22 protein-coding genes are annotated in these 25,734 nt (G+C 65.1%); all 22 read right to left on the bottom strand.

All coding sequences use genetic code 11. The features are described from left to right. Nucleotides 1-64: 64 nt before the first annotated feature. Nucleotides 65-907 (bottom strand): universal stress protein, encoded by an 843-nt coding sequence (locus CGS25_RS16105; RefSeq protein WP_101676086.1) that lies wholly within the window; start codon nucleotides 905-907, stop codon nucleotides 65-67. A 14-nt stretch (nucleotides 908-921) separates the two neighbouring features. Beyond that, a complete protein-coding gene (locus tag CGS25_RS16100) occupies nucleotides 922-2,400 on the bottom strand; it encodes a SulP family inorganic anion transporter (RefSeq protein ID WP_089032087.1) in 1,479 nt (492 codons plus the stop codon). Between the two features lie 678 nt (nucleotides 2,401-3,078). Beyond that, the gene (prfC, locus tag CGS25_RS16095; RefSeq protein WP_089032848.1) at nucleotides 3,079-4,659 is read right to left on the bottom strand and encodes a peptide chain release factor 3; all 1,581 of its coding nucleotides are present in this window, start codon (nucleotides 4,657-4,659) and stop codon (nucleotides 3,079-3,081) included. Between the two features lie 222 nt (nucleotides 4,660-4,881). Continuing rightward, nucleotides 4,882-5,589, bottom strand: a complete 708-nt coding sequence (locus tag CGS25_RS16090; protein WP_101676085.1) for an RNA polymerase sigma factor FliA — start codon at nucleotides 5,587-5,589, stop codon at nucleotides 4,882-4,884. Between the two features lie 302 nt (nucleotides 5,590-5,891). Continuing rightward, nucleotides 5,892-6,284 carry a flagellar protein FlhE gene (locus CGS25_RS16085; RefSeq protein ID WP_101676084.1) on the bottom strand — a complete coding sequence of 131 codons (393 nt, stop codon included), beginning with the start codon at nucleotides 6,282-6,284 and terminating at the stop codon, nucleotides 5,892-5,894. Beyond that, a complete protein-coding gene (locus CGS25_RS16080) occupies nucleotides 6,269-8,299 on the bottom strand; it encodes a flagellar biosynthesis protein FlhF (protein ID WP_101676083.1) in 2,031 nt (676 codons plus the stop codon). Before CGS25_RS16080 ends, CGS25_RS16085 begins: the two co-directional genes overlap by 16 nt. 53 nt (nucleotides 8,300-8,352) lie before the next feature. Next, entirely contained in the window at nucleotides 8,353-10,431 is a 2,079-nt protein-coding gene (gene flhA, locus CGS25_RS16075) for a flagellar biosynthesis protein FlhA (RefSeq protein WP_101676082.1), read from the bottom strand. Beyond that, nucleotides 10,428-11,585 (bottom strand): flagellar biosynthesis protein FlhB, encoded by a 1,158-nt coding sequence (flhB, locus tag CGS25_RS16070; protein ID WP_101676103.1) that lies wholly within the window; start codon nucleotides 11,583-11,585, stop codon nucleotides 10,428-10,430. Before flhB ends, flhA begins: the two co-directional genes overlap by 4 nt. Nucleotides 11,586-11,781: 196 nt before the next feature. Further along, nucleotides 11,782-12,468: a protein phosphatase CheZ gene (gene cheZ, locus CGS25_RS16065; protein ID WP_198588829.1), complete on the bottom strand. Its 687-nt coding sequence runs from the start codon at nucleotides 12,466-12,468 to the stop codon at nucleotides 11,782-11,784. 56 nt (nucleotides 12,469-12,524) lie between these two features. Next, nucleotides 12,525-12,914 (bottom strand): chemotaxis response regulator CheY, encoded by a 390-nt coding sequence (gene cheY / locus CGS25_RS16060; RefSeq protein WP_089032854.1) that lies wholly within the window; start codon nucleotides 12,912-12,914, stop codon nucleotides 12,525-12,527. A gap of 47 nt (nucleotides 12,915-12,961) precedes the next feature. Beyond that, complete coding sequence (locus CGS25_RS16055) at nucleotides 12,962-14,719, bottom strand: methyl-accepting chemotaxis protein (RefSeq protein WP_101676081.1); 1,758 nt, start codon at nucleotides 14,717-14,719, stop codon at nucleotides 12,962-12,964. Between the two features lie 138 nt (nucleotides 14,720-14,857). After that, on the bottom strand, nucleotides 14,858-15,919 hold the full coding sequence (locus CGS25_RS16050; protein WP_089032856.1) for a protein-glutamate methylesterase/protein-glutamine glutaminase: 1,062 nt from the start codon (nucleotides 15,917-15,919) through the stop codon (nucleotides 14,858-14,860). A 319-nt stretch (nucleotides 15,920-16,238) separates the two neighbouring features. Then, a complete protein-coding gene (locus CGS25_RS16045; RefSeq protein WP_101676102.1) occupies nucleotides 16,239-17,108 on the bottom strand; it encodes a CheR family methyltransferase in 870 nt (289 codons plus the stop codon). A gap of 11 nt (nucleotides 17,109-17,119) precedes the next feature. Beyond that, nucleotides 17,120-18,802 carry a methyl-accepting chemotaxis protein gene (locus CGS25_RS16040; RefSeq protein WP_101676080.1) on the bottom strand — a complete coding sequence of 561 codons (1,683 nt, stop codon included), beginning with the start codon at nucleotides 18,800-18,802 and terminating at the stop codon, nucleotides 17,120-17,122. Between the two features lie 16 nt (nucleotides 18,803-18,818). Beyond that, nucleotides 18,819-19,313 (bottom strand): chemotaxis protein CheW, encoded by a 495-nt coding sequence (locus CGS25_RS16035; protein WP_089032858.1) that lies wholly within the window; start codon nucleotides 19,311-19,313, stop codon nucleotides 18,819-18,821. Continuing rightward, the gene (cheA, locus tag CGS25_RS16030; RefSeq protein ID WP_101676079.1) at nucleotides 19,313-21,391 is read right to left on the bottom strand and encodes a chemotaxis protein CheA; all 2,079 of its coding nucleotides are present in this window, start codon (nucleotides 21,389-21,391) and stop codon (nucleotides 19,313-19,315) included. Before cheA ends, CGS25_RS16035 begins: the two co-directional genes overlap by 1 nt. Before the next feature lie 3 nt (nucleotides 21,392-21,394). Next, the gene (motB, locus tag CGS25_RS16025; protein ID WP_089032860.1) at nucleotides 21,395-22,300 is read right to left on the bottom strand and encodes a flagellar motor protein MotB; all 906 of its coding nucleotides are present in this window, start codon (nucleotides 22,298-22,300) and stop codon (nucleotides 21,395-21,397) included. Continuing rightward, nucleotides 22,297-23,169: a flagellar motor stator protein MotA gene (gene motA / locus CGS25_RS16020; protein WP_101676078.1), complete on the bottom strand. Its 873-nt coding sequence runs from the start codon at nucleotides 23,167-23,169 to the stop codon at nucleotides 22,297-22,299. The genes motB and motA overlap by 4 nt, the downstream gene beginning before the upstream one ends. Nucleotides 23,170-23,444: 275 nt before the next feature. Next, nucleotides 23,445-24,026: a flagellar transcriptional regulator FlhC gene (flhC, locus tag CGS25_RS16010; RefSeq protein ID WP_101676077.1), complete on the bottom strand. Its 582-nt coding sequence runs from the start codon at nucleotides 24,024-24,026 to the stop codon at nucleotides 23,445-23,447. A gap of 33 nt (nucleotides 24,027-24,059) precedes the next feature. Then, on the bottom strand, nucleotides 24,060-24,368 hold the full coding sequence (gene flhD / locus CGS25_RS16005) for a flagellar transcriptional regulator FlhD (protein ID WP_089032863.1): 309 nt from the start codon (nucleotides 24,366-24,368) through the stop codon (nucleotides 24,060-24,062). A gap of 535 nt (nucleotides 24,369-24,903) precedes the next feature. Beyond that, nucleotides 24,904-25,176 carry an EscU/YscU/HrcU family type III secretion system export apparatus switch protein gene (locus CGS25_RS16000; RefSeq protein WP_101676076.1) on the bottom strand — a complete coding sequence of 91 codons (273 nt, stop codon included), beginning with the start codon at nucleotides 25,174-25,176 and terminating at the stop codon, nucleotides 24,904-24,906. After that, the coding region (gene fliK / locus CGS25_RS15995; protein ID WP_198588828.1) for a flagellar hook-length control protein FliK at nucleotides 25,166-25,734 on the bottom strand (569 nt) is incomplete at its 5' end. The genes fliK and CGS25_RS16000, both read right to left, overlap by 11 nt.

Below are 25,734 nucleotides of genomic sequence, written 5' to 3'. Positions count from 1 at the left end.
CAGCACATGAATATACCCTGGATTTCGCGCCTTAGCCCGCACAGTTCGCGCCCCCGGACAGGCCTTAACGCAGCACCAGATGGGCCACCCGGGCGTGGCGCAGCATGCGTTCCGTGGTGCTGCCGATCAAAAACTCGCGCAGCCGCGAGTGGCCATAGGCGCCCATCACCATCATGTCGATGGCGTGATCTTGCTGATACCGGTGCAGCGCCGCTTCCACGTCGCCCTCTAGGGAGGCGGCGGTAACCTGATGACCGCCGGCTTCGAGAAACGCCACCGCCGAGGCCAGATCCGCCTCCCCGGCGGCGCCATTGACCGTCACCAGATGACAAGGCACGCCCCGGAACAACGGGCTTTCGGCAATCATGCCAAGCCCTTTGCGGGTCGTCGGAGCGTTGTCGAACGCCACCATCACGCTGGCCGGCGCCCGGAATTCACCCATCCCCACCAGTACCGGGCAGGCAGCGGCGCGGATCACCCGCTCCACGTTATCGCCAATCCGCTGCGGGCCCGGATGGCTTGCACCCTGCTTGCCAATCACCAGCAGGCGGGTGTCCTGTTCCAGTTCCTTAACCGCCTCAAGCAGGTTGCCGTGGCGCTGGCGCAGCCGTGGCGGCGGCGTGCCGGCGGCACTCAGGCGAGCGCGCGCCGCCTCCAGAGTCGCCTGCCCCTGCTCCAGGGCCAGGCGGTTGCGGCGCGCATCCAGTTCGGCCAACTCGCTGAGCAGATGCTCGCGGCTGCCCAGCCCCAGATTGCCGACCAGGTTCGGCGTGGTCGGGTACAGGTCGTCATCGAGCACGTGCAACAGCATCAGCGGCGCCTTCAGCGCGGAGGCCGCCCAGGCCGCGTACTCGCAGACAGAATCCGCGGCGGCGGAGCCGTCGATGCAGGCAATCACCTGACTCATGGTTGTTCTCCTTATCAGTGGCCGCCCATCAGTTTTTCCACCGCTTCGGGCTTGTCGTGCACGGCGTACTTGTCCACCAGGGTGGCGCTCGCTTCGTTCAGGCCGACCACCTCGACCTCGGTACCTTCACGGCGGAATTTGATGATCACCTTGTCCAGCGCGCCAATCGCGGTGATGTCCCAGAAGTGGGCGCGGTGCAGATCAATGGTGATGCGGGGCGCGGCCTCCTTGAAATCGAACGACGCCACGAACCGGTCCGCGGAGGTAAAGAACACCTGCCCCACTACCTTATACACCCGCTGGCCGCGGTCGCCCTCTTCGCTGGCCACATAAAACATGCGGCCCACCTTATTGGCATAGAACAGCGTGCTCAGCAGCACGCCAATGCCCACGCCCATGGCCAGATTGTGGGTGAACACGGTGACCAGCACCGTCACCACCATCACCACGCTGCTGCTGGCCGGGTGGGCACGCAGATTAATGATCGACTCCCAACTGAACGTACCGATGGACACCATGATCATCACCGCCACCAGTGCCGCCATCGGAATCCTCGACACCCACTGGTCCAGGAACACCACCAGAATCAGCAACACCACGCCGGCGATCAGGGTGGACAGCCGCGTGCGACCACCAGACTTCATATTGATCACCGACTGCCCGATCATCGCGCAACCGGCCATGCCGCCCAGAAACCCGGAAGCGATATTGGCCATGCCCTGGCCCCGGCATTCGCGGTTCTTATTGCTGTCGGTGTCGGTGATGTCATCGACGATGGTGGCGGTCATCATCGACTCCAGCAGCCCCACCACCGCCATGGTCAGAGAGATCGGGAAGATGATCGCCAGCGTCTCCAGGGACCACGGCACATCGGGAAACAGGAACACCGGCAGGCTGTCCGGCAGCTCGCCCATGTCGCCCACGGTGCGGATATCCAACCCCAGATACATGGCCACGCCGGTCAGCACCACGATGCACACCAACGGCGACGGCACCGCCCGGGTCAGCAGCGGGAACAGATAGATAATCCCCAGGCCGGCGGCGGTCATCGCGTAAACGTGCCAGGTGACGCCAATCAGTTCCGGCAACTGCGCCATGAAAATCAGAATCGCCAGGGCATTGACGAAGCCGGTGACCACCGAACGCGACACAAAGCGCATCAGCCCGCCGAGTTTAAAAATACCGAACACGATCTGAATCGCGCCGGTCAGGATGGTGGCCGCCATCAGATACTGCAGGCCGTGTTCCTTCACCAGCGTCACCATCAACAGCGCCATGGCGCCGGTGGCGGCGGAAATCATCCCCGGCCGGCCACCGGCGAAGGCGCTGACCACGGCGATACAGAATGAGGCGTACAACCCGACTTTCGGGTCCACGCCGGCAATGATGGAAAAGGCGATGGCTTCCGGAATCAGCGCCAGCGCCACCACGATACCGGCCAGCACATCGCCACGCACATTGGAAAACCAGGTCTGTTTGAGACTGAGCAAGATCGAATCCTTGTTTCAACAACGACACACCCACCGCCAGCGACCACGCCGCCAGGCCAGCAGGACAACACACGAATATTTAAAGGGAGGTAGCCGTGACGGCCACAAAACGACACGCCCCTGCTCCGCGCCCGGGCACACAGCCAGGCACGCACAGCGTGGCGCTATAAGGAAGGTTGACTAGGGCGGACTGAACGCCAGATGCATGAGGATCGATTCCATCGGAACGGGAAAGGCGCGGAAGTCTAACACAGGCCCGGCACCGTCGGCGATGCGGACCGGTTGCGGGGACGGGCTTCAAGCTGCAAGCCACAAGCCTCAGGCAAAGAAGCCGCTCTGTATCAGCGGCCCCTTGCAGCTTGCAGCTTGAAGCCGTTCTCCACGGAGCACGGCCTCGCCGATGGCACGGTCGCTCCTTGTTCCGAACCCGCTACAGCGCCGCTGTGGGAGCGGTCCCCGACCGCGAACCGAGCCCGAAGGCCAGAACTGCCTGGCAACGCTCATTCGCGGTCAAGGACCGCTCCCACGCGGCGTTGTCGGCACGCCTGCGGATTCGCAAACCTATTTTGCGCCCCGCCTAGGCCGCGCTGTATCTGGCGCCCTTTGTAGCTTGTAGCCGTTCTCCACGGAGCACGGCCTCGACCACGGCACGACCTCTGCCCCTTACTACCGGTTCCCCCCTCAAATCTCCCGCGTCTCGCGGAACAGAATCTCCGGCGAGCGCTCCTGGGCCAGCTGCAGGTTGACGCGGGTCGGCGCCAGATAGGTGAGGTGGCCGGCGCCGTCGCGGGCCAGGTTGTCGTAGGCTTTGCGTTCGAACGCCACCAGCTCGCGTTCGGTGGCGGCCTCCACCCAGCGCGCGGTGCTGACGCTGACCATTTCGTAACGGCATTCCACGCCGTATTCGCCCTTCAACCGCGCCGCCACCACGTCGAACTGCAAGGTCCCCACGGCGCCCAGAATCACGTCGTTATTGCGCAGTGGGAAAAACACCTGGGTGGCGCCCTCCTCGGCCAGTTGTTTGAGGCCTTTGTGGAGCTGCTTGCTCTTCAACGGGTCATTGAGCACCACCCGTTGGAACAATTCCGGGGCGAAGTGGGGAATGCCGGTGAACTGCAGCATTTCGCCTTCGGTGAAGGTATCGCCGATTTGAATGGTGCCGTGGTTGTGCAGGCCGATGATGTCGCCGGCGAACGCCTCTTCCACGTTGTCACGCTCGCCGGCCAGAAACGTCAGCGCATCGGCCAGCCGCAGGTCCTTGCCGGTGCGGCACTGCTTGAGCTTGATGCCCTTCTGGTATTTACCGGAACAGATGCGCATAAAGGCGATGCGGTCGCGGTGGCGCGGGTCCATGTTGGCCTGGATCTTGAACACGAACCCGGTCATTTTCTCTTCGGTGGCCTCGACGCTGCGCTCGCCGCCGTCGCGGGGTTGCGGGGGCGGCGCCCATTCCACCAGGCCATCGAGCATGTGATCGACGCCGAAGTTGCCCAGGGCGGTGCCGAAGAACACTGGGGTCAGCTTGCCGGCCAGAAACCGTTCCAGGTTGAATTCGTGGCTGGCGCCCTGCACCAGCTCCAGCATGTCGCGCAGCTCCTGGGCGTAATCGGCGCCCACCGCGTCGTCCAGCTCGGGATTATTCAGCCCTTTGATCTCGCGCACTTCCTGGATGGCGTGACCCTGGCCGGTCTTGTACAGCACCGTGGTGTCGCGCAGCAGGTTGTAAACGCCCTTGAAACTCTTGCCCATGCCAATCGGCCAGGTCACCGGCGCGCACTCGATCTTGAGCACGTCCTCGATCTCATCGAGCACCTCGATGGGGTCGCGCACGTCGCGGTCCAGCTTATTGATAAAGGTCAGGATCGGCGTGTCGCGCAGCCGGCACACCTCCATCAGCTTGACGGTGCGCTCCTCCACGCCCTTGGCGGCATCGATCACCATCAGCGCCGAATCCACCGCCGTCAGCGTGCGGTAGGTGTCCTCGGAGAAGTCGGCGTGGCCGGGGGTATCAAGCAGATTGACCATCGCCCCGTGATACGGAAACTGCATCACCGAGGTGGTCACCGAAATACCCCGCTCTTTCTCCATTTCCATCCAGTCGGAGGTGGCGTGCAGCCCGGACTTCTTGCCCTTCACCGTGCCCGCCATACGGATCTGATTGCCGTACAACAGCAACTTCTCGGTAATCGTGGTCTTACCGGCGTCCGGGTGGGAGATAATGGCGAAGGTACGCCGCTTGCGGATCTCGTCGATGGCGTTCATAGGGCTCTCGCTGGAATTCGGCGGGCATTGTGGCGCCGCCAGCGCCGGGCGGCAAGCGGGGGGCGCTGGACGCTGGACGCCGGACGCCGGACGCCGGACGCTAAACCCGTAATCGGAAAGTGACGGTGTGTTTCCTGCCGTTCAGTAAACACGCCATTGCTGCCAGCACCGGGTTTAGCGTCCGGCGTCCGGCGTCCGGCGTCTGGCGTCTGGCGTCCGACCTCAGACGTCCCCCGCCAACCTCGCCCGCAGCCGCGCCACCGCCTGGCTGTGCAACTGACACACCCGCGACTCGGTGACACCGAGCACCGCGCCGATCTCCTTGAGGTTGAGTTCCTCCTGGTAATACAGCGCCACCAGCAGCTTTTCCCGTTCCGGCAGCGCTTCGATGGCGTCCATCAGCCGCTCGCGTTGCTGGCCGCTGACCAGGGCCGCGAAAGGGGAGAGTGGCGCGCCCTGTTCCGAGGCTTCCGGCTCGCCCCGTTCGGCGACCATTTCCTCGAAGGGCAGCAGGTGGCCGTTGTTGGTGTCGTTCAGAAGCTGATGGTACTCCTGCATCGACATGCCCATCTCGGCGGCGATTTCCCGTTCTTCGGCCGGCCGGCCGTGGCGCTGTTCGAGCCGGTGCACGCATTGATCCAGCGCCCGCGCGTTGCGGCGCACACTGCGCGGCAGCCAGTCGCGGGTGCGCAGCTCATCGATCATGGCGCCGCGGATACGCTGGCTGGCGAAGGTGGAAAAGCTGGCGCCGGCCTGGGGATCAAAGCGTTTCAGGGCATCCAGCAGGCCCACCATGCCGGCCTGGATCAGATCGTCCAGATCGATGCCCGCCGGCAGCTTGACCTGCAACGCCAGGGCCTGCCGGCGCACCGCCGGCAGGTGCTGCTCCAGCAGCATGGTGTGATCGATTTTACCCTGAGCCGTATACATCCCCGTTCCCCGATAGCGCCCCAACGGACGATCAAGATGCGACACCCTCCATTATTCAATCCCGCCGGCAAACGGAAGCCGCGAATAGCGAGCAATGTTGTCGGCTTTTTGGCGGATAGGCGGAACGGCCGGAACAAGGAGAGGCCATGCCATTGGCGACGCCGTGCTGCCTGGAGAGCGGCTTCAAGCCACAAGCTTCAAGCTACAAGGAGCCCTGATACAGAGCCGCTTCTTTAGCTTGGGGCTTGTCGCTTGCGGCTTGAAGCCGCTCTCCACGAACCTGAACTGTTCCCGGTTCCCCGTCACCGCCACTCCAAATTGATGCGCAGGCCGTTCACCTGAACCGCGCGGGTTTCACCGGGGGGCAGGCGGAAGCGGAAGCGCAGTGGCGTGTCGGCCCGCCAGCCGTGCGGGGCGGCAAGCCGGCCGCGTTCGCCTTGCAGAGGCACACAGTGCTGACGCTGGCAGAGCCAGGCGTCCAGGCGGCGATGGCCGGCGCTGGTGTATCGCCAACCGACGCGGTGCGGAACCCCGGCGCCGGGGGGCGGTGTGACCGCCTCGCTGTACACCGCCCGGCCGACCACCGCCACGCGCAACGCCGGCACCTCGGCGACCCAACTGCCCGGCGCCGCCGTCGCCAGCACTGGCATCAGCCCGAGCGCGGCGATGCCCCAGCGGGTCAGGGCGCCGGCCATTGCAGCACCGCCAGGGCGTCGCGGAATTCAAACAGGGTGAACAACGCCTCAAGCAAGCCGGTGGCGGAACGCCGGCGGCCGCCGGCGAGGCCGAGAAGCTGCCCGCGCAGATCCACCGCCCAGGGGGCGTCTTCGCTGTCCAGGCGAGTGGCCAGGCGCGCCAGCGCCGGCGCCAGGGAGGCCCGGGGGCCGCCCGCCAGACGCTGAGCGGCGCGCTGTTGCAGCGCCGCCAGCCCTTCGGCGCCCAACTGCGCGCTCAGCAGCGCCAACACCGCGCTCTCGTCGCCGCCCTGCCCGGGATCGCCGCCATGGTCAACGCCGGGGCGGGGGCGCAGCCAGTAGCGCCGCCCCAACAGCGCCCCCCGGTCGGCGTCGCGCAGCTCGCCGAACCAGGCGTTGAACAATCCGCACAGCGGCGTGCGGCCGGCGCCGCGCAGCTCGCCGGCCACCGGCAACATGGACAGCCGCAACTGCGCCGCGCGCCCCCGGTACCGCACCGCCAGCGGCGCGGTCGGTTCGCCCCACGCCGCCAGGTCCAGCAGACGATGGCGTTCACCGCGATACCAGACCTGGCTTTGCGGGCGCGCCGTCGCCAGCCAGTCGCTGCCGGTTTCGTGCAACGCCCGCCAGCAACCGGCGTCCGGCGGCGCCGGCAATAAATGAGCGGCGCCCGGCCAGCCGCCGGCCCGCACGCCGTCGATCAGAGCCGGCCCTAGGGCCGCCACCGGCAGGCCTTGCCGGTCGAGGCCGGTCAGCGGCGGCGTGCTGACATCGCGCCACGCCAGCATGGCCGGCGGCGGCGGATCGGCGGTCACCGCGTCGGGGTCGCCCCAGGCTCTCTCCAGGTCGCCGAACCCGTGCCCATGGCGGCGCAGCCCGGCCAGCGCCAACGCCAGCGTGCGCCCCTGGGCAAGCAACGGTGGCGCGGCCGGTGGGCTGGCATCCAGCCCCACCCCCGGCGCGGCCGACGCCTGCGCCACGATGGTGTTGATCAGCGCGTCGGCGTCGGCCTCATCCAGGCCACCACCCTGCTCCACGCTGGCGGCGGCGAAGTGCAGCCACAATCCGGCGCGGTTCAGGCTTTCCAACAGCGGCGCCAGCCGCGCCGCCGCATCGCGCCGGCCGGCGATGGCATCGTCCAGCGCCAACCCGGCGTCGCGGGCGGCGTGGCGGTAACGTTCAATCAGATCCTCCAGGCTCACGCCCTGGGCGCCGGCGTCGAGCACCAGCACCGGCCGCAAACGCGGGCCGGCGCCGCGCAGCCAGGCCATCAACGTCGCCAGGCGCGGATCGCCGGCGTCGTGTTCCGGCGCGTCGATCAGCACCAGGGCGTGCCCGCCCAACTGCTTGGTCAAGGTGTCCAGTGGCTGGTCCGGTTGCGCCGGGTACAGCGCCACGCCGAGCGTGGCCGCCGCCTCCGCCAGCGGCGCCGCGTCCTGGCTGACGATCGCCACCGAGCGCTGGCCCCAGCGCTGCGCGTGGCGCGCCGCCAGGGCCAACGCCACACGGCGTTTGCCGGCGCCGGGGGCGCCAACCAGGGCGACCACGCCGCGCTCCAGTAGCGTCGCTTCCGGGTCGCTGCCCACCGCCAGCCGCGCGGTCAGTTGTCGGCTTAGCCAAGCGTCGGTGTCCGCCGTATTCCGGCACTCCGCCGGCAGGGTGTCCAGCAAGGCGGCGGCGAAACCGTCGCTGAAGCCGGCGTGCCGCAGGCGCGCGGCCAATCGCCGCCGCGCGGCGCCGGCCTCGCCGCGATCACCGATCAAAGCGCGCACCCCCTGCACTTCCCGCAGCAGCCGCTGCGACCATGCCGCCTCGTCGCCGGCCGCCGCCGGGGCCGGCTCGGCGGTCGCCGCGGAGCGCGCCATGTCGCCGGCCTCGCCTTCGGCCAGGGCCAGGATCTCCACGCCCTGGGCGGTGCGACGATTGGCGAGAATCAGGGCGTCGTCGCCCAGCACCGCGCGCAAACGGCCCATCGCTTCACGGCTGTTGGCACCGAGGAACCGTCTTACGCTCATGGGATTCTCCTGGGATCAATATCGGTGGAGTTGATCAGCCCCGGCGACGCCAATCAGCCGCCGACCAGGCTGGTGACGCGCAGGTGGCGGTCGTCGGGAATTTCCGCTTGGGACATCACCACCAGGTGGTGCAGGCGGCGGCGCAGGAAGCGCGCCAGCAAGCCACGCAGGCCGTGCTGCACCACCAGCACCGGCGGTTCGCCGGCGGCTTCCTGGCGCTCCAGGGCGTTGGCGGCCTGCTGCATCAGGGTGTCGGCCAGCCCCGGTTCCAGGGCGCCGCTGCCGTTCATCGCCTGAATCAGCACCTGTTCGAGATTGCTGTCCAGGCCAATCACATGAAGCTCGCCGCCGGCCGGGAACCACTGGTGGGTGATCGCCCGGCCCAGGGCGGCGCGCACCTGCCCGGTGAGGGTGTCCACGTCGGCGTGGGCGTCGGCGTGCTCGGCCAGGGTGTCCAGAATGGTGCCCATGTCGCGGATCGACACGTCCTCTTCAAGCAGGTTCTGCAGCAACCGCTGCAAGGTGGTCAACGACACCGCCTTGGGCACCACGTCCTCGACCAGCGACTTGTTGGCTTCGCCAAGTTTGTCGAGCAGTTGCTGCACTTCCTGGCGGCCGAGCATCTCGCCGGCGTGCTGGTGCAACAGATGGTTCAGGTGGGTGGCCACCACGGTGCCGGCGTCGACCACGGTGTAGCCATACACCTGCGCCTGCTCGCGCTGGCCGGCGTCGATCCACACCGCCGGCAATCCGAACGCCGGGTCCTCGGTGGGCGTGCCTTGCAGCGTGCCGCTGACCTGGCCCGGATCAATCGCCAGCCATTTGCCGGGGAACGATTCGCCACGCCCGACTTCCGCGCCCTTGAGGCTGACCACGTAACTGTTCGAGCCCAGCTCAAGATTGTCGCGGATGTGCACCACCGGCGGCAGGAAACCCACCTCCTGAGCGAATTTCTTGCGCACGCTTTTGATCCGGCCCAGCAATTCGCCCTGCTGACGATAGTCCACCAGCGGGATCAGCCGGTGCCCCACTTCCAGCCCCAGGGTGTCGATCAACTGAACGTCGTCCCAGCTTGCTTCCGGGGCTTCCTGTACGGCGCTGGCGGGCGCCTGCTCTATCTGCTTTTCCACCAGCCGTTCGTTTTCGCGCCGGAACAGCAGCCAGGCGAAGCCACCCAGCACCACGGTGAACAACAAGAACACCAGATTGGGCATGCCCGGCACCAGGCCGAGCAGGCCCATTACCCCGGCGGACAACGCCAGCACGCGCGGGTTGACCAGCAACTGGTCGATCACCTGCTGGCCGATGTCCTGGTCCGAGCTGACCCGCGACACGGTGACGCCGGCGGCGGTGGAAATCACCAGCGCCGGGATCTGCGCCACCAGGCCATCGCCAATGGTCAGCAACGTATAGGTGCGGCCGGCGTCGGCGAACGACATGTCGTGCTGCAACATGCCGATGATCAGCCCGCCAATGATGTTCACCGCCATGATCACCAAGCCGGCCACTGCGTCGCCACGCACGAACTTGCTGGCGCCGTCCATGGAGCCGTAGAAATCCGCCTCGCGGGACACGTCGGAGCGGCGTTGGCGGGCTTCGTCTTCGCCGATCAGGCCGGCGTTGAGGTCGGCGTCGATGGCCATCTGTTTGCCGGGCATGGCGTCCAGGGTGAAGCGCGCGCCCACCTCGGCGATGCGCCCGGCGCCCTTGGTGATAACCATGAAGTTGATCACCACCAGAATCAGAAACACCGCCAGACCCACGGCGAAGTTACCGCCCACCAGGAACTGGCCGAAGGCTTCGATCACCTTGCCGGCGGCGGCGCCGCCGTGGTGGCCCTCCATCAGCACCACCCGGGTGGAAGCCACATTGAGCGACAAGCGCAACAGGGTGGTGAACAACAGCACCGCCGGGAAGGCGGCGAAGTCCAGCGCGCTCAGGGTGAACATGCTGACCAACAGCACCATCACCGCCAGGGCGATGTTGAAGGTGAAAAAGAAGTCCAGGGCGAACGGCGGCAACGGCAGAATCAGCATCGCCATGATCAGGATGATCAGGATTGGCCCGGTCATCAGTTTCATGCGCGCTTCGGCAAGACCGCCGAAGCCGGCGAGGCGGCTGGTCGCTTTCATGGCTCGCCTCCTTGCTCGCCGGCCGGCACCGCCAGCTCCTCGGGAATCACCAATTCACCGGGCGGAGTCGGCGTCACTTCACCGTGGTCGCGGGCGCGCTTCAGGCGCATCGCCCACACCAACACCTCCGCCACGGCGGTGTACAAAGGCCCGGGGATTTCCCGGTCCAGATCCACATGGCGATACAGCGCCCGCGCCAGCGGCGGCGCCTGCAATTGCGGCACATGGTTTTCTTCGCCCAGTTCGCGGATGCGCCGGGCCACCGCGTCCACGCCCTTGGCGACCACGCGGGGCGCGGCCATGTTGCTGTCATCGTATTGCAGCGCCACCGCGTAGTGGCTCGGGTTGGTGACAATCACGTCAGCGCCGGCCACCTTGCTCATCATGCGGCTGCGCGCCATGGTCTGCTGCTGGGCGCGAATGCGGGCCTTTAACTGCGGGTCACCTTCGGTTTCCTTGTGCTCGCGCTTGATCTCCTCGCGGCTCATGCGCAGCTTCTTGGCGTGGCTCCAAAGCTGGTAAGGCACGTCGATCATCACCACCACGATCAACGACAGCACCATCAGCCCGCAGGCCTGGGCGGCCAGCCGCATGGCGTCGGCCAGCGCGATCGCCGGCGGCTGATCCATCAGCGAAATAAACTCGCCACGTTTATCGAGCAGAAACAATACCGCCACGCCACCCACCAGCACCGCCTTGGCGATGGCCTTGACCAGCTCGGCGATGGCCTGGCTGGAAAACAGGCGCTTGAGACCCTTTACAGGATTGAGCTTGCTCAGTTGCGGCTGCAAGGACTTGGCCGAGATCAACCAGCCGCCCAACAGCATCGGCGAGGTCAGCGCGATCACCACCAGAAGAATGAACAGGGGCAGCAAGGCATACAGCATGCGCTCGCCCAGCTCGCCGGCGTGGCGCAACATCACCGCGCTCTCGAACGCCTGGCGGCGCTCGAACAGGAACGACTGCTCCATCACCATGCCGAGATGGTCGTAGAGCACCGAACCCATCGACCACAGCCCCACCACGCCGCCCAACAGCAACGTAAAGGTAGCCAGCTCCCGGGAACGGGCCACCTGCCCCTCCTCACGGGCTTTCTCAAGCCGTCGCGGCGTGGCCGCTTCGGTCTTTTCCTGATCGTCGGTATCGTCGGCCATGGCGCTCGGCATCGGGAAACTGCATGGAATGCGCCATTGTCCGCAATCCCGACCCGCCCCGATCCAACGATAAGGGAAGATTAGGGGCGGTTATTCATGGGAAGGACCAGCGGCAAGCCGCAAGCTACAAGCTTCAAGGGCGGCTACGTAGCTGCTTGTAGCTTGTAGCTTGCGGCTTGCGGCTTGCAGCTGCCCTTCAAAACCCCAACTCATCCAACAAGTCGTCAACCTGGTCCTGGCTGCTGACCACGTCGTCGCCGTCGGGTTTGATTTGTGGGCCGTTGACCAGGGGCGCGTCGCGGCGGGCGGAGTCGGCGGCCCAGCGGTCGTCCAGGCGCTGGCGCATCTGTTCGCGCTCGGCGCCTTCCGGGACGCTGTCCAGCAGCACCTGCAGCAACTGGTGCTCGACGCCCTGGATCACCTCCATCATTTTCTTGATCACCTGGCCGGTGAGATCCTGAAAATCCTGGGCCATCATGATTTCCAGCAGCTCTTTGTTGGTCTCCTTGGTCATCGTCGGCACCGCGCCGAGAAAGCCACGGGTTTCCTTGACCAGCTCGCGGGCCTGGTCCATCTCGATGGGGTCCTGGAACCATTCGCCCCAGCGCTGATCCAGAGCGGCGGCGCGGCTCTCCATTTCGTTTTGCAGCGGCTGGGCACGGTCGATGGCGTTCAGGGACCGCTCGGCGGCCTGCTCGGTCATCGAGGCCACGTAATTAAGGCGCGCGCGCGCGTCGGGAATCGCCGCCGCGGCCTTTTCCACCTCTTTGTCTAGGCCCAGCTCACGCATGCTGTCGCGCAGCATGCGGGTCAACTGGCCGATGCGTTGAACCAGGTCGTCGCTGCCTTCGTGCTCGGGTACGCGCCCGGCCTCACCATTCATAATCGCTTCTCCACTCATCGGCCTGAGCCTCTCTCGCATGCCATGTCAGGAGCCGGTCATTTGCCGAGCTTCTGGAAAATTTTGTCCAGCTTTTCTTCCAGCGTGGCGGCGGTGAACGGCTTGACGATGTAACCGTTGGCGCCGGCCTGGGCGGCGGCGATGATGTTGTCCTTCTTGGCTTCGGCGGTCACCATCAATACCGGCAGGCTCTTCATCGCCTCGTCGGCGCGTATTTGCTTGAGCATCTCCAGGCCGTCCAGGTTCGGCATGTTCCAGTCCGAGACCACGAACTCGATGTTGCCGCCTCTCAGTTTCGCCAGCGCTTCCTGGCCGTCCTCGGCCTCGTCCACGTTGGTAAAGCCCAGCTCCTTGAGCAGGCTGCGCACGATCCGTCTCATGGTAGGAAAGTCGTCCACCACCAGAATGCTCATGTTCTTGTCGACCATTGGATCCTCTCGTTACAGGGTGCGGCGGCCCGAAGTGCGCCGCCCGGTTAAAATTCTTCCCAGTCGTCGTCGGCGGCGACCAGTTCACGGCGCTCGGAAGCCTGCTGCGGCCGTGCCTCGGCGCTTTTGCCACGCGGTTCACGGCGTGGCAAAGGCGCGCTGTCGGGCTCTTGGTCCATTTCCAGAGTCGGCGGTTGCGCCGAAAGCACCGCGTCGCCCAGGTAGCTGTCCAGCGAGGCGCGGTCTTCGCGGGGCAGGCGAAACACCGCCACCGACTGTTCCAGCCGCTTGGCCTGATCTTCCAGGGACGCGGCCGCGGAGGTCGCTTCCTGCACCAGCGCGGCGTTCTGCTGGGTGACTTCGTCCATCTGACTGACCGCCTGGCTGACCTGCTCGATGCCGCCGCTTTGCTCCTGGGAGGCAGCGGAGATCTCGTCCATGATGTCGGTCACGCGCTTCACCGCGGCGACCACTTCCTTCATGGTTTCACCGGCTTGTTCCACCAGCGCCGAGCCTTCGTCCACCTGCGTCATCGAGTTGGCGATCAGTTGCTTGATCTCGCGCGCGGCGTCCGCCGAGCTGCCGGCCAGATTGCGCACTTCCCCGGCGACCACCGCGAAACCCCGGCCCTGTTCGCCGGCGCGGGCGGCTTCCACCGAGGCGTTCAACGCCAGGATGTTGGTCTGGAAGGCGATCGAATCGATCATGCTGATGATGTCGGCGACCTTGCGGGAACTGGTGGAGATGCCGTTCATGGTCACCGTGACCTTCTCCATCACTTCGCCACCCCGGCTGGCGGTGCCGGAGGCGTCGTTGGCCAGACCGCTGGCCTGGCGGGCGTTGTCCGCGTTCTGCTTCACGGTGGCGGTGAGCTGCTCCATGCTGGTGGCGGTCTCTTCCAGCGAGGCGGCCTGCTGCTCGGTGCGCGAAGACAAATCGGTGTTGCCCCGGGCGATTTCCGAGGAGCCGATAAAGATCGAGTTACTGCTGTCTCGCACGTCGCCAACGATCTTGCGCAAGCTGTGTTGCATATCGCGCATGGTGCGGAACAGTTTGCCGATCTCGTTGTTGCCGGGTATCTCGATCTTGTGCGACAGATCGGCGTCGGAAATGCGTTGCAGATTCTGCACCGCGTCGTACAACGGGCGGATCACCACGGCGCGCAAGCCAAAGTAGATCAACACCAGAATGATCGCGGTGAGCGCCAGCACCCCCAGGCCGATGTAACCAAACAACTGCATCTTTTCGTGGTATGCCGCCAGTTGCTTGTCGCCCCGGTCGCCGGCGTAGCTGACGAACGCGGTGAGGGTCTCATCCAGCTTCTGGGTGGGCGTCATCAGGCTGCCGCGAATCGAGTTGAACTGCTCCAGATCTTCATCGCCCAAGGCGTCGTACTGTGAACGCACCAGGGTCATCACCTTGGCGAAACGCTCCTCGAGCTCGCTGGCCAGCGCCCGGCCCTCTTCGGTCTTCGGCACGGCGGCGAACTTGTCGAGCCGTTCCTGGGCACGGTTAAGCAGCATGCCCACGCCTTTGAGCTGACTGCGGCCCACCAGACGCATGCTCTGGCCGTAATAGTAGGCGGTCAGTTCGAGATCCAGGCGTGCGCGATTGAGCAGCGTGCCGGCACGATTGATCTCGTTGAGCTGATCCACGTTAACCGTGGTGATCACACTCATGGTCTCTTCCACCGTCTGATTGGTGATCATCCGGATGGCCGCCAGCGAGCCGATCAGCACCGCGCAGCAGACCAGAACTCCCGCCATCGCGGTTCTTATATTCAGGTTACGCATTATTTTCATCATGCCGGCGTTCCTTTATTCGAGAGTGTCGTTATCGTTCTTCGCGTTTCTGCCATCTCAATCCAAATGGCTTTTGGGGCCGCCGAAGACAGTGGCCAGCTCAAATGCCATTCGGGTTTCCCCCTTTCAATCCACCATCGGTCACACCCGCTGGGCCCGGCCGGAAGCGGCGGCCAGCGCCATCAACCTGGCCGCCACCTGATCCAGCGCCACCACTTCGCTGGCGGCGCCCAGGGCAATCGCCTCACGGGGCATGCCAAACACCAGTGAGGTTTCCTGATCCTGGGCCAGGGTCTGGGCGCCGGCCTCGCGCATGCTCAGCAAGCCACGCGCGCCGTCCTTGCCCATGCCGGTGAGCAGCACGCCGATGGCGTTGCGCCCGGCCTGGCGCGCGGCGGACTCAAACAACACGTCCACCGAGGGCCGATGGCGGTTCACCGGCGGACCATGGTCCAGCCGCGCCACGTAGTTGGCGCCGCTGCGATCCAGTTTCAGATGCGCCTCGCCCGGCGCGATGTAGGCGTAACCGGGCAGAATGCGCTCACCGTCTTCCGCTTCTTTCACGCCGATCCGGCACAGCCGGTTCAACCGCTGAGCGAACGAGCGCGTGAAACCACCGGGCATATGCTGAGCGATCAGAATCGCCGGACAGTTGGCCGGCATTGGCTCCAGCACCTCGCGAATCGCCTCGGTGCCACCGGTGGAAGCACCGATAATCACCAGCTTCTCGCTGGACACCAACGGCGCCTTCAACGCCACCGGCGCCGGCTGATCAGCGCGCCGCGCCCGCCGTGGCCGCGAACGCGCGGCGGCGCGTACTTTCTCGGCGATCAGCGCGCTGTACTCCAGCATGCCGCTGCGGATGCCCAGCGCCGGCTTCTCGATAAAATCCACCGCCCCCAGCTCCAGCGCGCGCAGCGTCACCTCGGAACCGGCCTGGGTCAGCGACGACACCATCAGCACCGGCATCGGCCGTAACCGCATCAGCCGCTCCAGGAAATCGAGGCCGTCCATGCGCGGCATTTCCACATCCAGGGTCAGCACATCCGGGTTGTGTTGCTTGACCAGATCGCGCGCCACCAGCGGGTCCGGGGCCACCGCCACCACTTCCATATCTTCGTGGCTGTTGATGATTTCGCTCATCAGATCGCGAATCAGCGCCGAATCGTCGACGCACAACACCCTGATTTTGTCGCCAGCCAAAGCGGCCTCCCCTGTTGTCCCTATGCCCGGGCGCGGTCATTTCATTTCTGATATCGGCCAGCGCAGCGCCGGCTTTAGGAAAAAATGTCGCCGGGAAGACAGCGCGGCAACGGGGAACAGGGGGAGATCGTGCCGGCGGCGGCGCCGGGCTTCGTTGAGAACGGCTTCAAGCTGCATGCTGCATGCTGCAAGAAACGCCTGATACGGAGCCGCTTCTTAGCTTGAGGCTTGCAGCTTGAAGCCTGGAACCGGACGCCGCCGTAGGAGAGGCCGGGCGGCGTTCCGCCCAGCCAGCGACGTTTTTCGGCCGGGCCGACGTTCAGCGCTTGGCCAAGGTGTACACGGTCTGGCCGCGCAGGGCGAAGCGGTCACTGGTGTAGGAAAAGCTTTCCGAGTGACCGGCGAACAACAGGCCATCGGGTTTCAGCAACGGCGCGAAGCGCGCCAGGATGCGCGCCTGGGTGTCCTTATCGAAATAGATCATCACGTTGCGGCAGAAGATCGCGTCGAACGGCGGGCCGTCCAGTGTCCAGCGGCTTTCGATCAGATTGAGCGGCGCGAACCGCACCCGCGCGGCCACCTCCGGGCGGATACGGGCGTAGCCGGCGCGGCGGCCGCTGCCGCGCTGGAAGAAACGTTTGCGGCGGGTCGGGTCCAGGCGCGCCACCTGTTCCAGCGGATAGATGCCGTCACGGGCGCGGGCCAGGGCATCGGTGTCGATGTCGGTGGCGACCACGGTGATGTCGGCGTGCGCGCCGAGCTGCTCCATCAACGTCATGGCGATCGAGTACGGCTCCTCGCCGGTGGAGGCGGCCGCGCTCCACACCCGCAGCGGGCCACGGCGCCCGGCCACGTGGCTGGCGAGCAGCGGAAAATGGTGCGCCTCGCGGAAAAACGAGGTCAGATTGGTGGTCAGCGCGTTGGTGAACGCTTGCCATTCCGGGTTCGCCGGGTTGCTTTCCAGGCGCGCCAGATAGTCGGCGAAGCGCGTCAAACCGTGGTGCCGGACCCGGCGGCCCAGGCGGCCATAGACCATCTCTTTCTTGTGCTCGGCGAGCACGATGCCGGCGCGCTGATAAATCAGCACGCAAATGCGGGCGAAGTCGCTCTGCGTAAACTGCAGGTCACGATCCGCGAAGCCACCTGGCAGGACATCGTCCTGCGAGGTGGCGGTGGCTGACGGTCGCAGGCTCAACGGCTCTACCCCGCCCGTCTCACCGGAGCGGGCGCCCCGGTGGCGGCGTCATCCGCGCGCCCGGCCAGCGCCCGTAACGCTGGCGCCGGTGTCGGCGTGCGTTCGGCGCCAAGGCGGAACACCTGAATCGCGTGGCCGAGCAGATCAATGCGTGAGCGCAGTTCGGCGGCGGCGGTGGCCGAGGCTTGCACCAGCGATGCGTTCTGCCGGGTGACCTCATCCATCTGCGCCACCGCGTGATTGACCTGGTCGATGCCGGTGCTCTGCTCTTCGGAGGCGGCGGAGATTTCGCCCATGATGTCGTTGACCCGGGTCACCGAGGCGACCACCGATTCAATGGTTTGCTCGGCGCGGCGCACCAGACGCGCGCCGCCGTCGATTTCCTTGGTGGAGCTGGCGATCAGGTTGCGAATGTCCTTGGCGGCGTCGGCGGAGCGACCGGCCAGGTTACGCACCTCACTGGCGACCACCGCGAAGCCACGGCCCTGTTCGCCGGCTCGCGCCGCCTCCACCGAGGCGTTGAGAGCGAGAATATTGGTTTGGAAGGCAATCGAATCAATCGCATCGATGATCTTCGCCATCTGCTCGGAGCTGGCGGTGATGCGCCCCATGGTGTCCACCACCTGGCCCATCACCTCGCCGCTTTCGCCCACCGCGCGCGCGGCGTCCGACGCCAACCCGCTGGCCTGGCGAGCGTTGTCCGCGTTCTGTTTCACGGTCACGGTGATCTGCTCCATGCTGGAGGCGGTTTGTTGCAGCGACGCCGCCTGCTGTTCCGAGCGGGTGGCGAGATCCTCGTTGCCCTCGGAAATATCCCGAGCGGCCGGCGCCACCACCGCGATGCCACCGTTCACGTGGCCGACAATGCTGCCCAGGCTGCGGCGCATCAGCTTCAGCCCCATCACCACCTCGCCGATTTCGCCACCGACCCGGCGCGGCGGCTGCGCCGCCAGGTTGCCGGCGGCGATTTGCAGGGTGAATATGGCGGCCTGCTTGAGCGGCACCACAAAGGCCCGCTTGGTGGTCCAGGCCAACGCCGCCAGCACCACGCAGCCGAGTGCGGCGAGAATAACCAGCGCCGTTATCAGCGCGCCGTTGTCGGCGTCCGCCTGACTCAAGCCATACCCGCCCAGCCCGGCGCTCAACACCAGCAGCGCGCAGGCCACCGCGCACAGAGTCGCCAGCCGGCTGACCACCGAGCCCGGATTCCAGCGGCGCAGCGCCGGCACCAGGCCGCGCCGGCGCACCGCGCCCCGGTGCAGCTTCAGATGTTTGCCGCGCCCTTCGCGAATCGCCGTGTACTGGCTCTCCGCCTGGGCGATGGAGGCCTTGTCCGCCTTCAGACGCACCGACACGAAACCGCTGATCTCTCCGCCTTCGATCACCGGAGTCACGTGGGCACGCACCCAGTAATGGTCACCGTTTTTGCGCCGGTTCTTGATCAGCCCCATCCAGGTGCCACGGCTTTTGATCGTTGCCCAGAAGTTGGCGAACGCCTCCACCGGCATGTCCGGGTGGCGCACCATATTGTGCGGTGCGCCCATCAGCTCGTCGCGGCTGAAGCCGCTAACGGTAATGAAGGCCGGGTTGGCGTAAGTAATCTTACCGCGCAGATCAGTACGCGAGATCAGGAAGTCGTCGTCGCCAAGTACGTATTCGCGCTGCGTTACCGGTTGATTGTTGCGCATCGATTCGCGCCGGCGATTACTCGCCGACCTCCTCCACCAAGGCCATTTCTTCGCTGGTCAGCAATTTTTCGATGTCCACCAGCACCAGCATGCGGTCTTCCAGGTTGCCCAGGCCGTGGATGTAATCCAGCGGCAGGCTGACACCGAATTCCGGCGCCGGCTTGATCTCCTCGGCGGTCAGCGTCATCACATCGGAGACCTGGTCCACCACGATGCCCACCACCCGCTCGGCGATGTTGACCACGATCACCACGGTCTGGCCATCGTAGTCGGCACGTTCAAGACGGAACTTGAGGCGCAGATCGACGATCGGCACGATCACCCCGCGCAGATTGGCCACCCCCTTGATGAAGTCCGGCGCGTTGGCGATGCGGGTGACGTTTTCGTAGCCACGAATCTCCTGCACTTTGAGGATGTCGATGGCGTACTCTTCCTGCCCCAGCGAGAACACCAGAAACTCCTGGCGGTCGGCGTCCACGGCGGCGTGTTTGACGGCATTGAGCGTATTCATCAGTGTTCTACCTCCTTGATTAAGGCCGGGGGAATCAGGGCCTCGGGCCGGCGGCGCGTTGCCACGTTGTGTTGCTCACGCTGGCGCTCTTTTTTGCTCTGGCTGAGCCGGTGCATGTCGACGATGTCCAGAATCAGTGCGACGCTGCCGTCACCGAGAATGGTGGCCGCGGAAATGCCCGGCACCTTGCGATAGTTGGTTTCAAGATTTTTCACCACCACCTGCTGCTGGCCGACCAGCTCATCGACCATCAGGGCGTAGCGGCGGCCTTCTCCCTGCACGATCACCGCGATGCAGCGGGGCGGCTCGGTGACCGCGTCGTCCACGTCCAGGGCGTGGTGTACCGCCACCACTGGCAAATAGTCCTCGCGCACTTTCAACAGCACATCGCCGCCGGCCATGGGATAGAGATCCTCGCGGCGCGGCTGCAGCGATTCGATCACCGCGCTCACCGGCACGATAAACACCTCGGCGCCCACCTTGATCGACATGCCGTCCAGAATCGCCAGGGTCAGCGGCAGCACGATGCGGGTGACCGTGCCCTCGCCCGGCCGCGAGAGAATTTCCACATGGCCGCCCATGGTCTGGATGTTGCGTTTCACCACGTCCATGCCCACGCCCCGACCGGACACGTCACTGACCTGCTCGGCGGTGGAAAAACCCGGCGCGAACACCAGTTGCCAAACGTCGTCGTCGCTCATCGAATCGGACACGCTCAGCCCGTTGGCGCGTGCCTTGGCGAGAATTTTGGCGCGATCCAGGCCAGCGCCGTCGTCGCTGACCTCGATCAGAATATTGCCGCCCTGGTGCTGGGCGGACAGCGTCAAGGTGCCGGTGCCGCTCTTGCCGGCGGCCTGGCGAATCGCCGGCGTCTCGATGCCGTGATCCAGGCTGTTGCGCACCAGGTGGGTGAGTGGATCGATGATCCGTTCGGTGAGGCTCTTGTCCAGTTCGGTGGATTTGCCCTCGGTGACCAGTTCCACTTCTTTGCCGAGTTTGGCGGCAAGATCGCGCACCAGCCTCGGGAAACGGCTGAACACATAGTCCATCGGCACCATGCGGATCGACATCACCGCTTCCTGCAAATCGCGGGCGTTGCGCTGCAGCAGGTTGAGCCCGGTCACCAGGGCGGCGCTGCCGTTGTCCTGGCCACTGCTGTCCGTTGAGTGCTTGCCTTGGCCACCTTCGGCGACCTGATTGAGCATCGACTGGGTGATGATCAGCTCGCCGACCAGGTTGATGATCTGGTCCACCTTGGTCACCGGCACGCGGATCGACGACGACTCGCCGCTGGCCGCCGCCTTCGGTTTGGCCGCCGGCGCGGCTTTTTCAGGCGCTGCGTCGGGCGCCGCCGGCGCGGGCACCACCGGCTCGGTCGGTGCCGCCGCCGGCTCGCTGGCGGCGACCGCCTGAATATCGAGTTGCTCCGGCTCGGCGATAAAGCACATCACCGCTTCGATGTCGGTGGCACTGACCGAGGTGTTCAGCGTCACCTCGAAGCGGTCGGCGTCACCGCTTTGGAAAACGATCTCGCCCAGTTGCCCCAGCTCCTCGATCAACAACTGGCGGTCTTTTTCATCGACGCCCAACAGCGCCACCCTCACGCCGCCGCCGGGCAGAGCCGGGGGCTCGGGCTCGGCGGTGGCCACCGGGACGGCCGTCACCGGGGCGTCGTCACCGGTCTCCTCGCCAAGCTCTTCAAGCGCCATCTTGCGCAGGGTCTCGCAGATCCGTTCCAGTGCTTCCGGGTCCGGCTCGGTGCCCTGGCGATAGGCGTCCAATTGGTCGTTAAGCATATCTTTGGCTTCCAGAAAGGTATCCACGATGTCGCGGCGCAGTGCGATGCGGCCCCGCCGCGCGTGATCGAGCAGGTTTTCGAGCAAGTGGGTGGTGCGCAGCAACGCTTCGAAACCGAAGGTGCCGGCGCCCCCCTTGATCGAGTGCGCCGCCCGGAAGATGGCGTTGAGTTGCTCCACGTCTGGATCGTCCACGTTCAGATCCAGAAGGTGCGCCTCCATGTCGCCGAGCAACTCCTCGGCCTCTTCGAAAAAGGTGTCGTAAAATTCACTGATGTCCATGCTTCACTCCGCCTTCGCCTTCGCCTGCGCCTGTACTGCTGCCTGTGGCTGTGCCGCCGCCGGCGTGTAGGCCCGCCCCTGGCTTTGCGCCAGAATCCGCGCCGCCGCCTCGGCGGTCAGCACCACCAGGCTGATGCGCCGGTTCACCGGGTCGCCGGGGTTGGCGTCCTGCATCGGCACCCGGTCGCCCATGCCCGCCACCCGCAGCAGTTTTTCGCCGTCCAGCCCGCCCGCCACCAGCTCGCGCCGGGAGGCGTTGGCGCGGTCCGCGGACAACTCCCAGTTGCTGTAACCCTGATCGCCGCGCTGATAACGCAGGCTGTCGGTGTGCCCGCTGATACTGATCTGGTTGGGCAACTCATTGAGCAACGGCGCCAGGGTGCGCAGCAGATCGCGCATATAAGGCGCCACCTGATCGCGGCCCAGCCGGAACATCGGGCGCCGCTCGGTATCCACCAACTGAATGCGCAGCCCTTCCTGGGTCATGTCGAAGCGCATCTGTTCATGCAGATCGCGCAACGCCGGGTCGGCGGCAATCGCCGCTTCAATGCGCTGGCGCAAATGCCGGAACAGGTTGCGGGTGTCGCTGGGCCGGCTTTGCTGGCGCAGGTCCACGCGCATCCTCTCCCCTTCGGCGTGCGCCGGATCGGCGCCGCCACCGGGAATCGCGCTGGAATCCGAGGCACTGCGATCCCCACCGGCCAGCGCCACCGACAACGGCGTGCGGAAATATTCCGCCAGCCCTTTGAGCTCCTGGGGCGTCGCCGTGGAAATAATCCACAGCACCAGAAACAGCGCCATCAGCGCGGTCATGAAATCCGCCAGCGCGATCTTCCAGGCACCACCATGGTGCCCCGCCGCCGCCGGTCGCCGGCGGCGGATAATGATCGCCCGTTCACCCTGTTTCATGGCTCGCCGTTGCCGCCCCGGGCGGCGCGCACGTGATCTTCCAGCTCAGTGAAAGAGGGCCGCTCCGCCGTGTGCAGCGCCTTGCGACCAAACTCCACCGCCAGTTGCGGCGCGTAACCGTTGAGGCTCGCCAGTAGGGTCACGCGGATGCATTGCAGCATCTTCACCGCCTCGTGCACCTGGCGGTCAATGCGGCTGGCCACCGGATTGACGAAGCCGTAGGCGAGCAGGATGCCAACGAAGGTGCCGACCAGAGCGTGCGCGACCATAAAGCCCATCTCGTCGACCCCGGAGTCCGCCGAGCTGAGCGCCTTCACCACGCCCAACACCGCCGCCACGATGCCAAACGCCGGCAGCGCGTCGCCGACCTTGGTCAGCGCGTCCACCGGCACGTGCGCCTCATGCTCGAAGGCCTCGATCTCATGGGTCATCAGCTCGTCGAGTTCAATCGGGTCCATGCCGCCGCTCACCATCAAGCGCAGGTAATCGGTGATGAATCCCATGATCATCGGGTCCTGAAGCAACCGGGGGTATTCGGAAAACAACGGGCTTTCGTCGGGCTTTTCAATATCCCGCTCGATCCCCAGCACCCCTTCGCGACGCATCTTCGAGAGCAGCTTGTACTGCATCGCCATCAGATCCATGTAGATGCTTTTGTCGTAGCGCTTGGTGCGCTTGAGCTTGGAGGCGGTGCGCAAGGTGGCCTTGATGGCCTTGCCGTTATTGGCGGCGATGAACGAGCCCACCGCCGCCCCGCAGATCATCAGAATTTCGGTGGGCTGGTACAGCGGCCCCAAATGCCCGCCGGCCATCGAAAAGCCACCGAACACGGAAAACGCGACGATAATGAAACCAAGGGGTATCAGCACAACCGGTATCCTTTACTACAACGTGGATAGCATTACCGTCTGTATCGGCCGGCGGCGGTGGGGCTTGAGGGGAATTGTTGGAAAAAAGCTGGGCGCTAGACGCTAGACGCTAGACGCTAGACGCTAGACGCCGGACGCTAAACCCTCAACCTGAGAGGCATGGTGTGTTTCCTGCAGTTCAGTAAACACACCATTGCTATCCGCGCCGGGTTTGGCGTCCGGCGTCCGGCGTCCGGCGTCTAGCGTCCGGCGTCCGGCGTCCGGCGTCTGGCGTCTCAAGCCCCCAAGGCATGCCCGGCCAGCAAAGGCGTGGCCAGCGCGGTAGCGTCCAGCTCGGCGCGGCGTTTACGGGTTTTGCCGGCGCGCGAGGGCGGCTGGCAGATGCCGCAGACAAAATCCTGGCAGGGGGTGTGGGCGTGCGCGACGAAGCGGCCGCCGCAATGGGTGCACGGCGAAAGCTGGAACATCTCGCTCTCGAAGAAGCGCACCAGGGTCCAGGCCCGGGTCAGCCCGAGCACCGGCTCGGCGTCATCGAGCAGCATCTGTTCCAGATACAGCCGGTAGGCTTTCACGAAGCCGTCCATGCGGCCGCAGCCCTGCTCACCGGTGAGCTGGCGATAGAAGCTGTAAAACAACGAGGAATGAATGTTGGGCAGCCAGGTGGTGAACCAGTCGGTGGAGAACGGCAGCATGCCCTTGGGCGGCGACATGCCGCGCACTTCCTTATAAAGCCGGATCAGCCGGCCACGGCTGAGCGCGGTCTCCGATTCCAGCACCTGCAGGCGTGCTCCCAGCTCAATCAGCTCAATCGCCAGTTGAACCTGGCGCATCTCATCGACCAGACTTTTCTCTGACATGAATTTCCCCCCAGAAACGTTTTCCGTGCGTCGTTAAGCGGAATTGGCGCACGCCATGAGCAAGGCGGCATGGGTCTGCCCGAGACCCTGCTCGCGTCGGTTATGAGTGACTTTTTTCACCTGTTCGGCGTTGTCGAAACAAAGGCGAAAGAGAAGCTGATTGGTGCGTGAGAGCTGCCCCAGTTGCCGGGCCGAAAGAGAGGTCAGCACCTCCGCCATGGCCGGGTCGATCTTGAGCCGGAACAAAGCGGTGGCGAAATCTTCCTTGAGCATGCGCTGGGCAAGCAGAAGATAGGTGAGATTGATGTCCTGAATTTCGTCTAGAACGGTGTCCGCATCCATGTTTATCTCCGACGGTAACCACTACCGAGGGGTGTCTCCCCATGCTTCCACGGCGGAAAAGCATCCCCAGAAGAGCCCGCAAGCGCAGGCGCCGCAAATTCATTCTTTTTTCTTAGTAAAAGGCCATGCTGCAATCTTTTAGGCTGGCCCCGATTACGTCGTAACCTATCATACCATTACGTAATCCTCACACTTTTGTGTGACAAAGATCACGTCTCCAGATCAAAATGTGATCTAATTCACACTACGAAGTCTCGGAAGGATAAGGGGCGCGGCGCCAGCGTCGGAGGTACGGAAGGAATCGAAAGAAAAGCTGAAAATTTCCCAGTTTTTCCTTTTAAAACATCAAGTTAGCACTTAACTCTAAACGAAACGGCAGCCGCAATGAGCAAATCGAACGCCTGCCGGCCAGCAAGCAACGGCGCGGAAAACGGAATTCCCATGAGGGTAAAAAAAATTGCTTGGATACAGGTCTCAAAAAGCCTTTCCAATCCGTCTTTTTTTATAAACTAATGATTTATACTTAGCCTGTTCGTCATTGTTCGCGGCGAAGATCCCCCACCCAGACCAGCAATTCGGCGATCACCTGATACAGGCTGGTCGGAATCCGCTGATCCAGGTCCAGTTGCATCAGCAGGGCCACCAGTTCCGGAGCATCGTGGACATACACGCCCTTTTGGCGGGCTTCGGCGATGATGCGCTCGGCCAGTTCACCGTAGCCTTTGGCCACCACCCGAGGGGCGTTGTCGCCCTCGCCGTAGGCCATCGCCACCGCCCGGCGGCGCCCGGCCGGCTCCTTATCGCTCATCGCCGGGGGCCTCCACGTTCAGCCGCACCTGATCAAACCCGAGCGCGTGCAGGCGCTCGCTAAAACCCTCGCCGCCCTCGCGCAGGGTCCGCGCCACCGCCTCGGAGTCCACGTTCATCACCAGGCTCAATTGCTTCGACGCCAAGTGCAATCGCACCCGGATTTCGCCCAGGTCGTCGCTGTGCAAACGCAATTCGGACTGCCAGGCCTGCGCCTCGCCATCCTCGCCGCCCTCGCCATCTCGTTCGCCGCCCTTGCCGCTGGCGTCCCCGTGGCGCGCCGCGGGCGGCTGGATCACCAGGGCCATGAACAGCCCGGTCCAGACATCGCCCTCCCAGCGCAGCACCGGCGTGGTGAGCAATTCCAACTGATGGCGCAGCAAACCATGCAGGGTTTCGTGCACCGGTTCGTCGACGCCGGCGCCCGTCGGCGCAGCCGCCGGCAGGGCGCGGTTTTCCTGGCCCCGCTCCGGTTCACCGGGGCGCGCCGTGGGGGCGCCGTCGGCCAGCGGCACGGCCGCCTCGCCCAGCGGTGCCGAGGGTGCCATCGCCGGGCGGG

The sequence above is a fragment of the Alloalcanivorax mobilis genome (genome assembly GCF_002864685.1).
GTDB lineage: Bacteria > Pseudomonadota > Gammaproteobacteria > Pseudomonadales > Alcanivoracaceae > Alloalcanivorax > Alloalcanivorax mobilis.
Note: the sequence above shows the minus strand (reverse complement) of the source record. Positions and strands in the feature narration are given on the sequence as shown.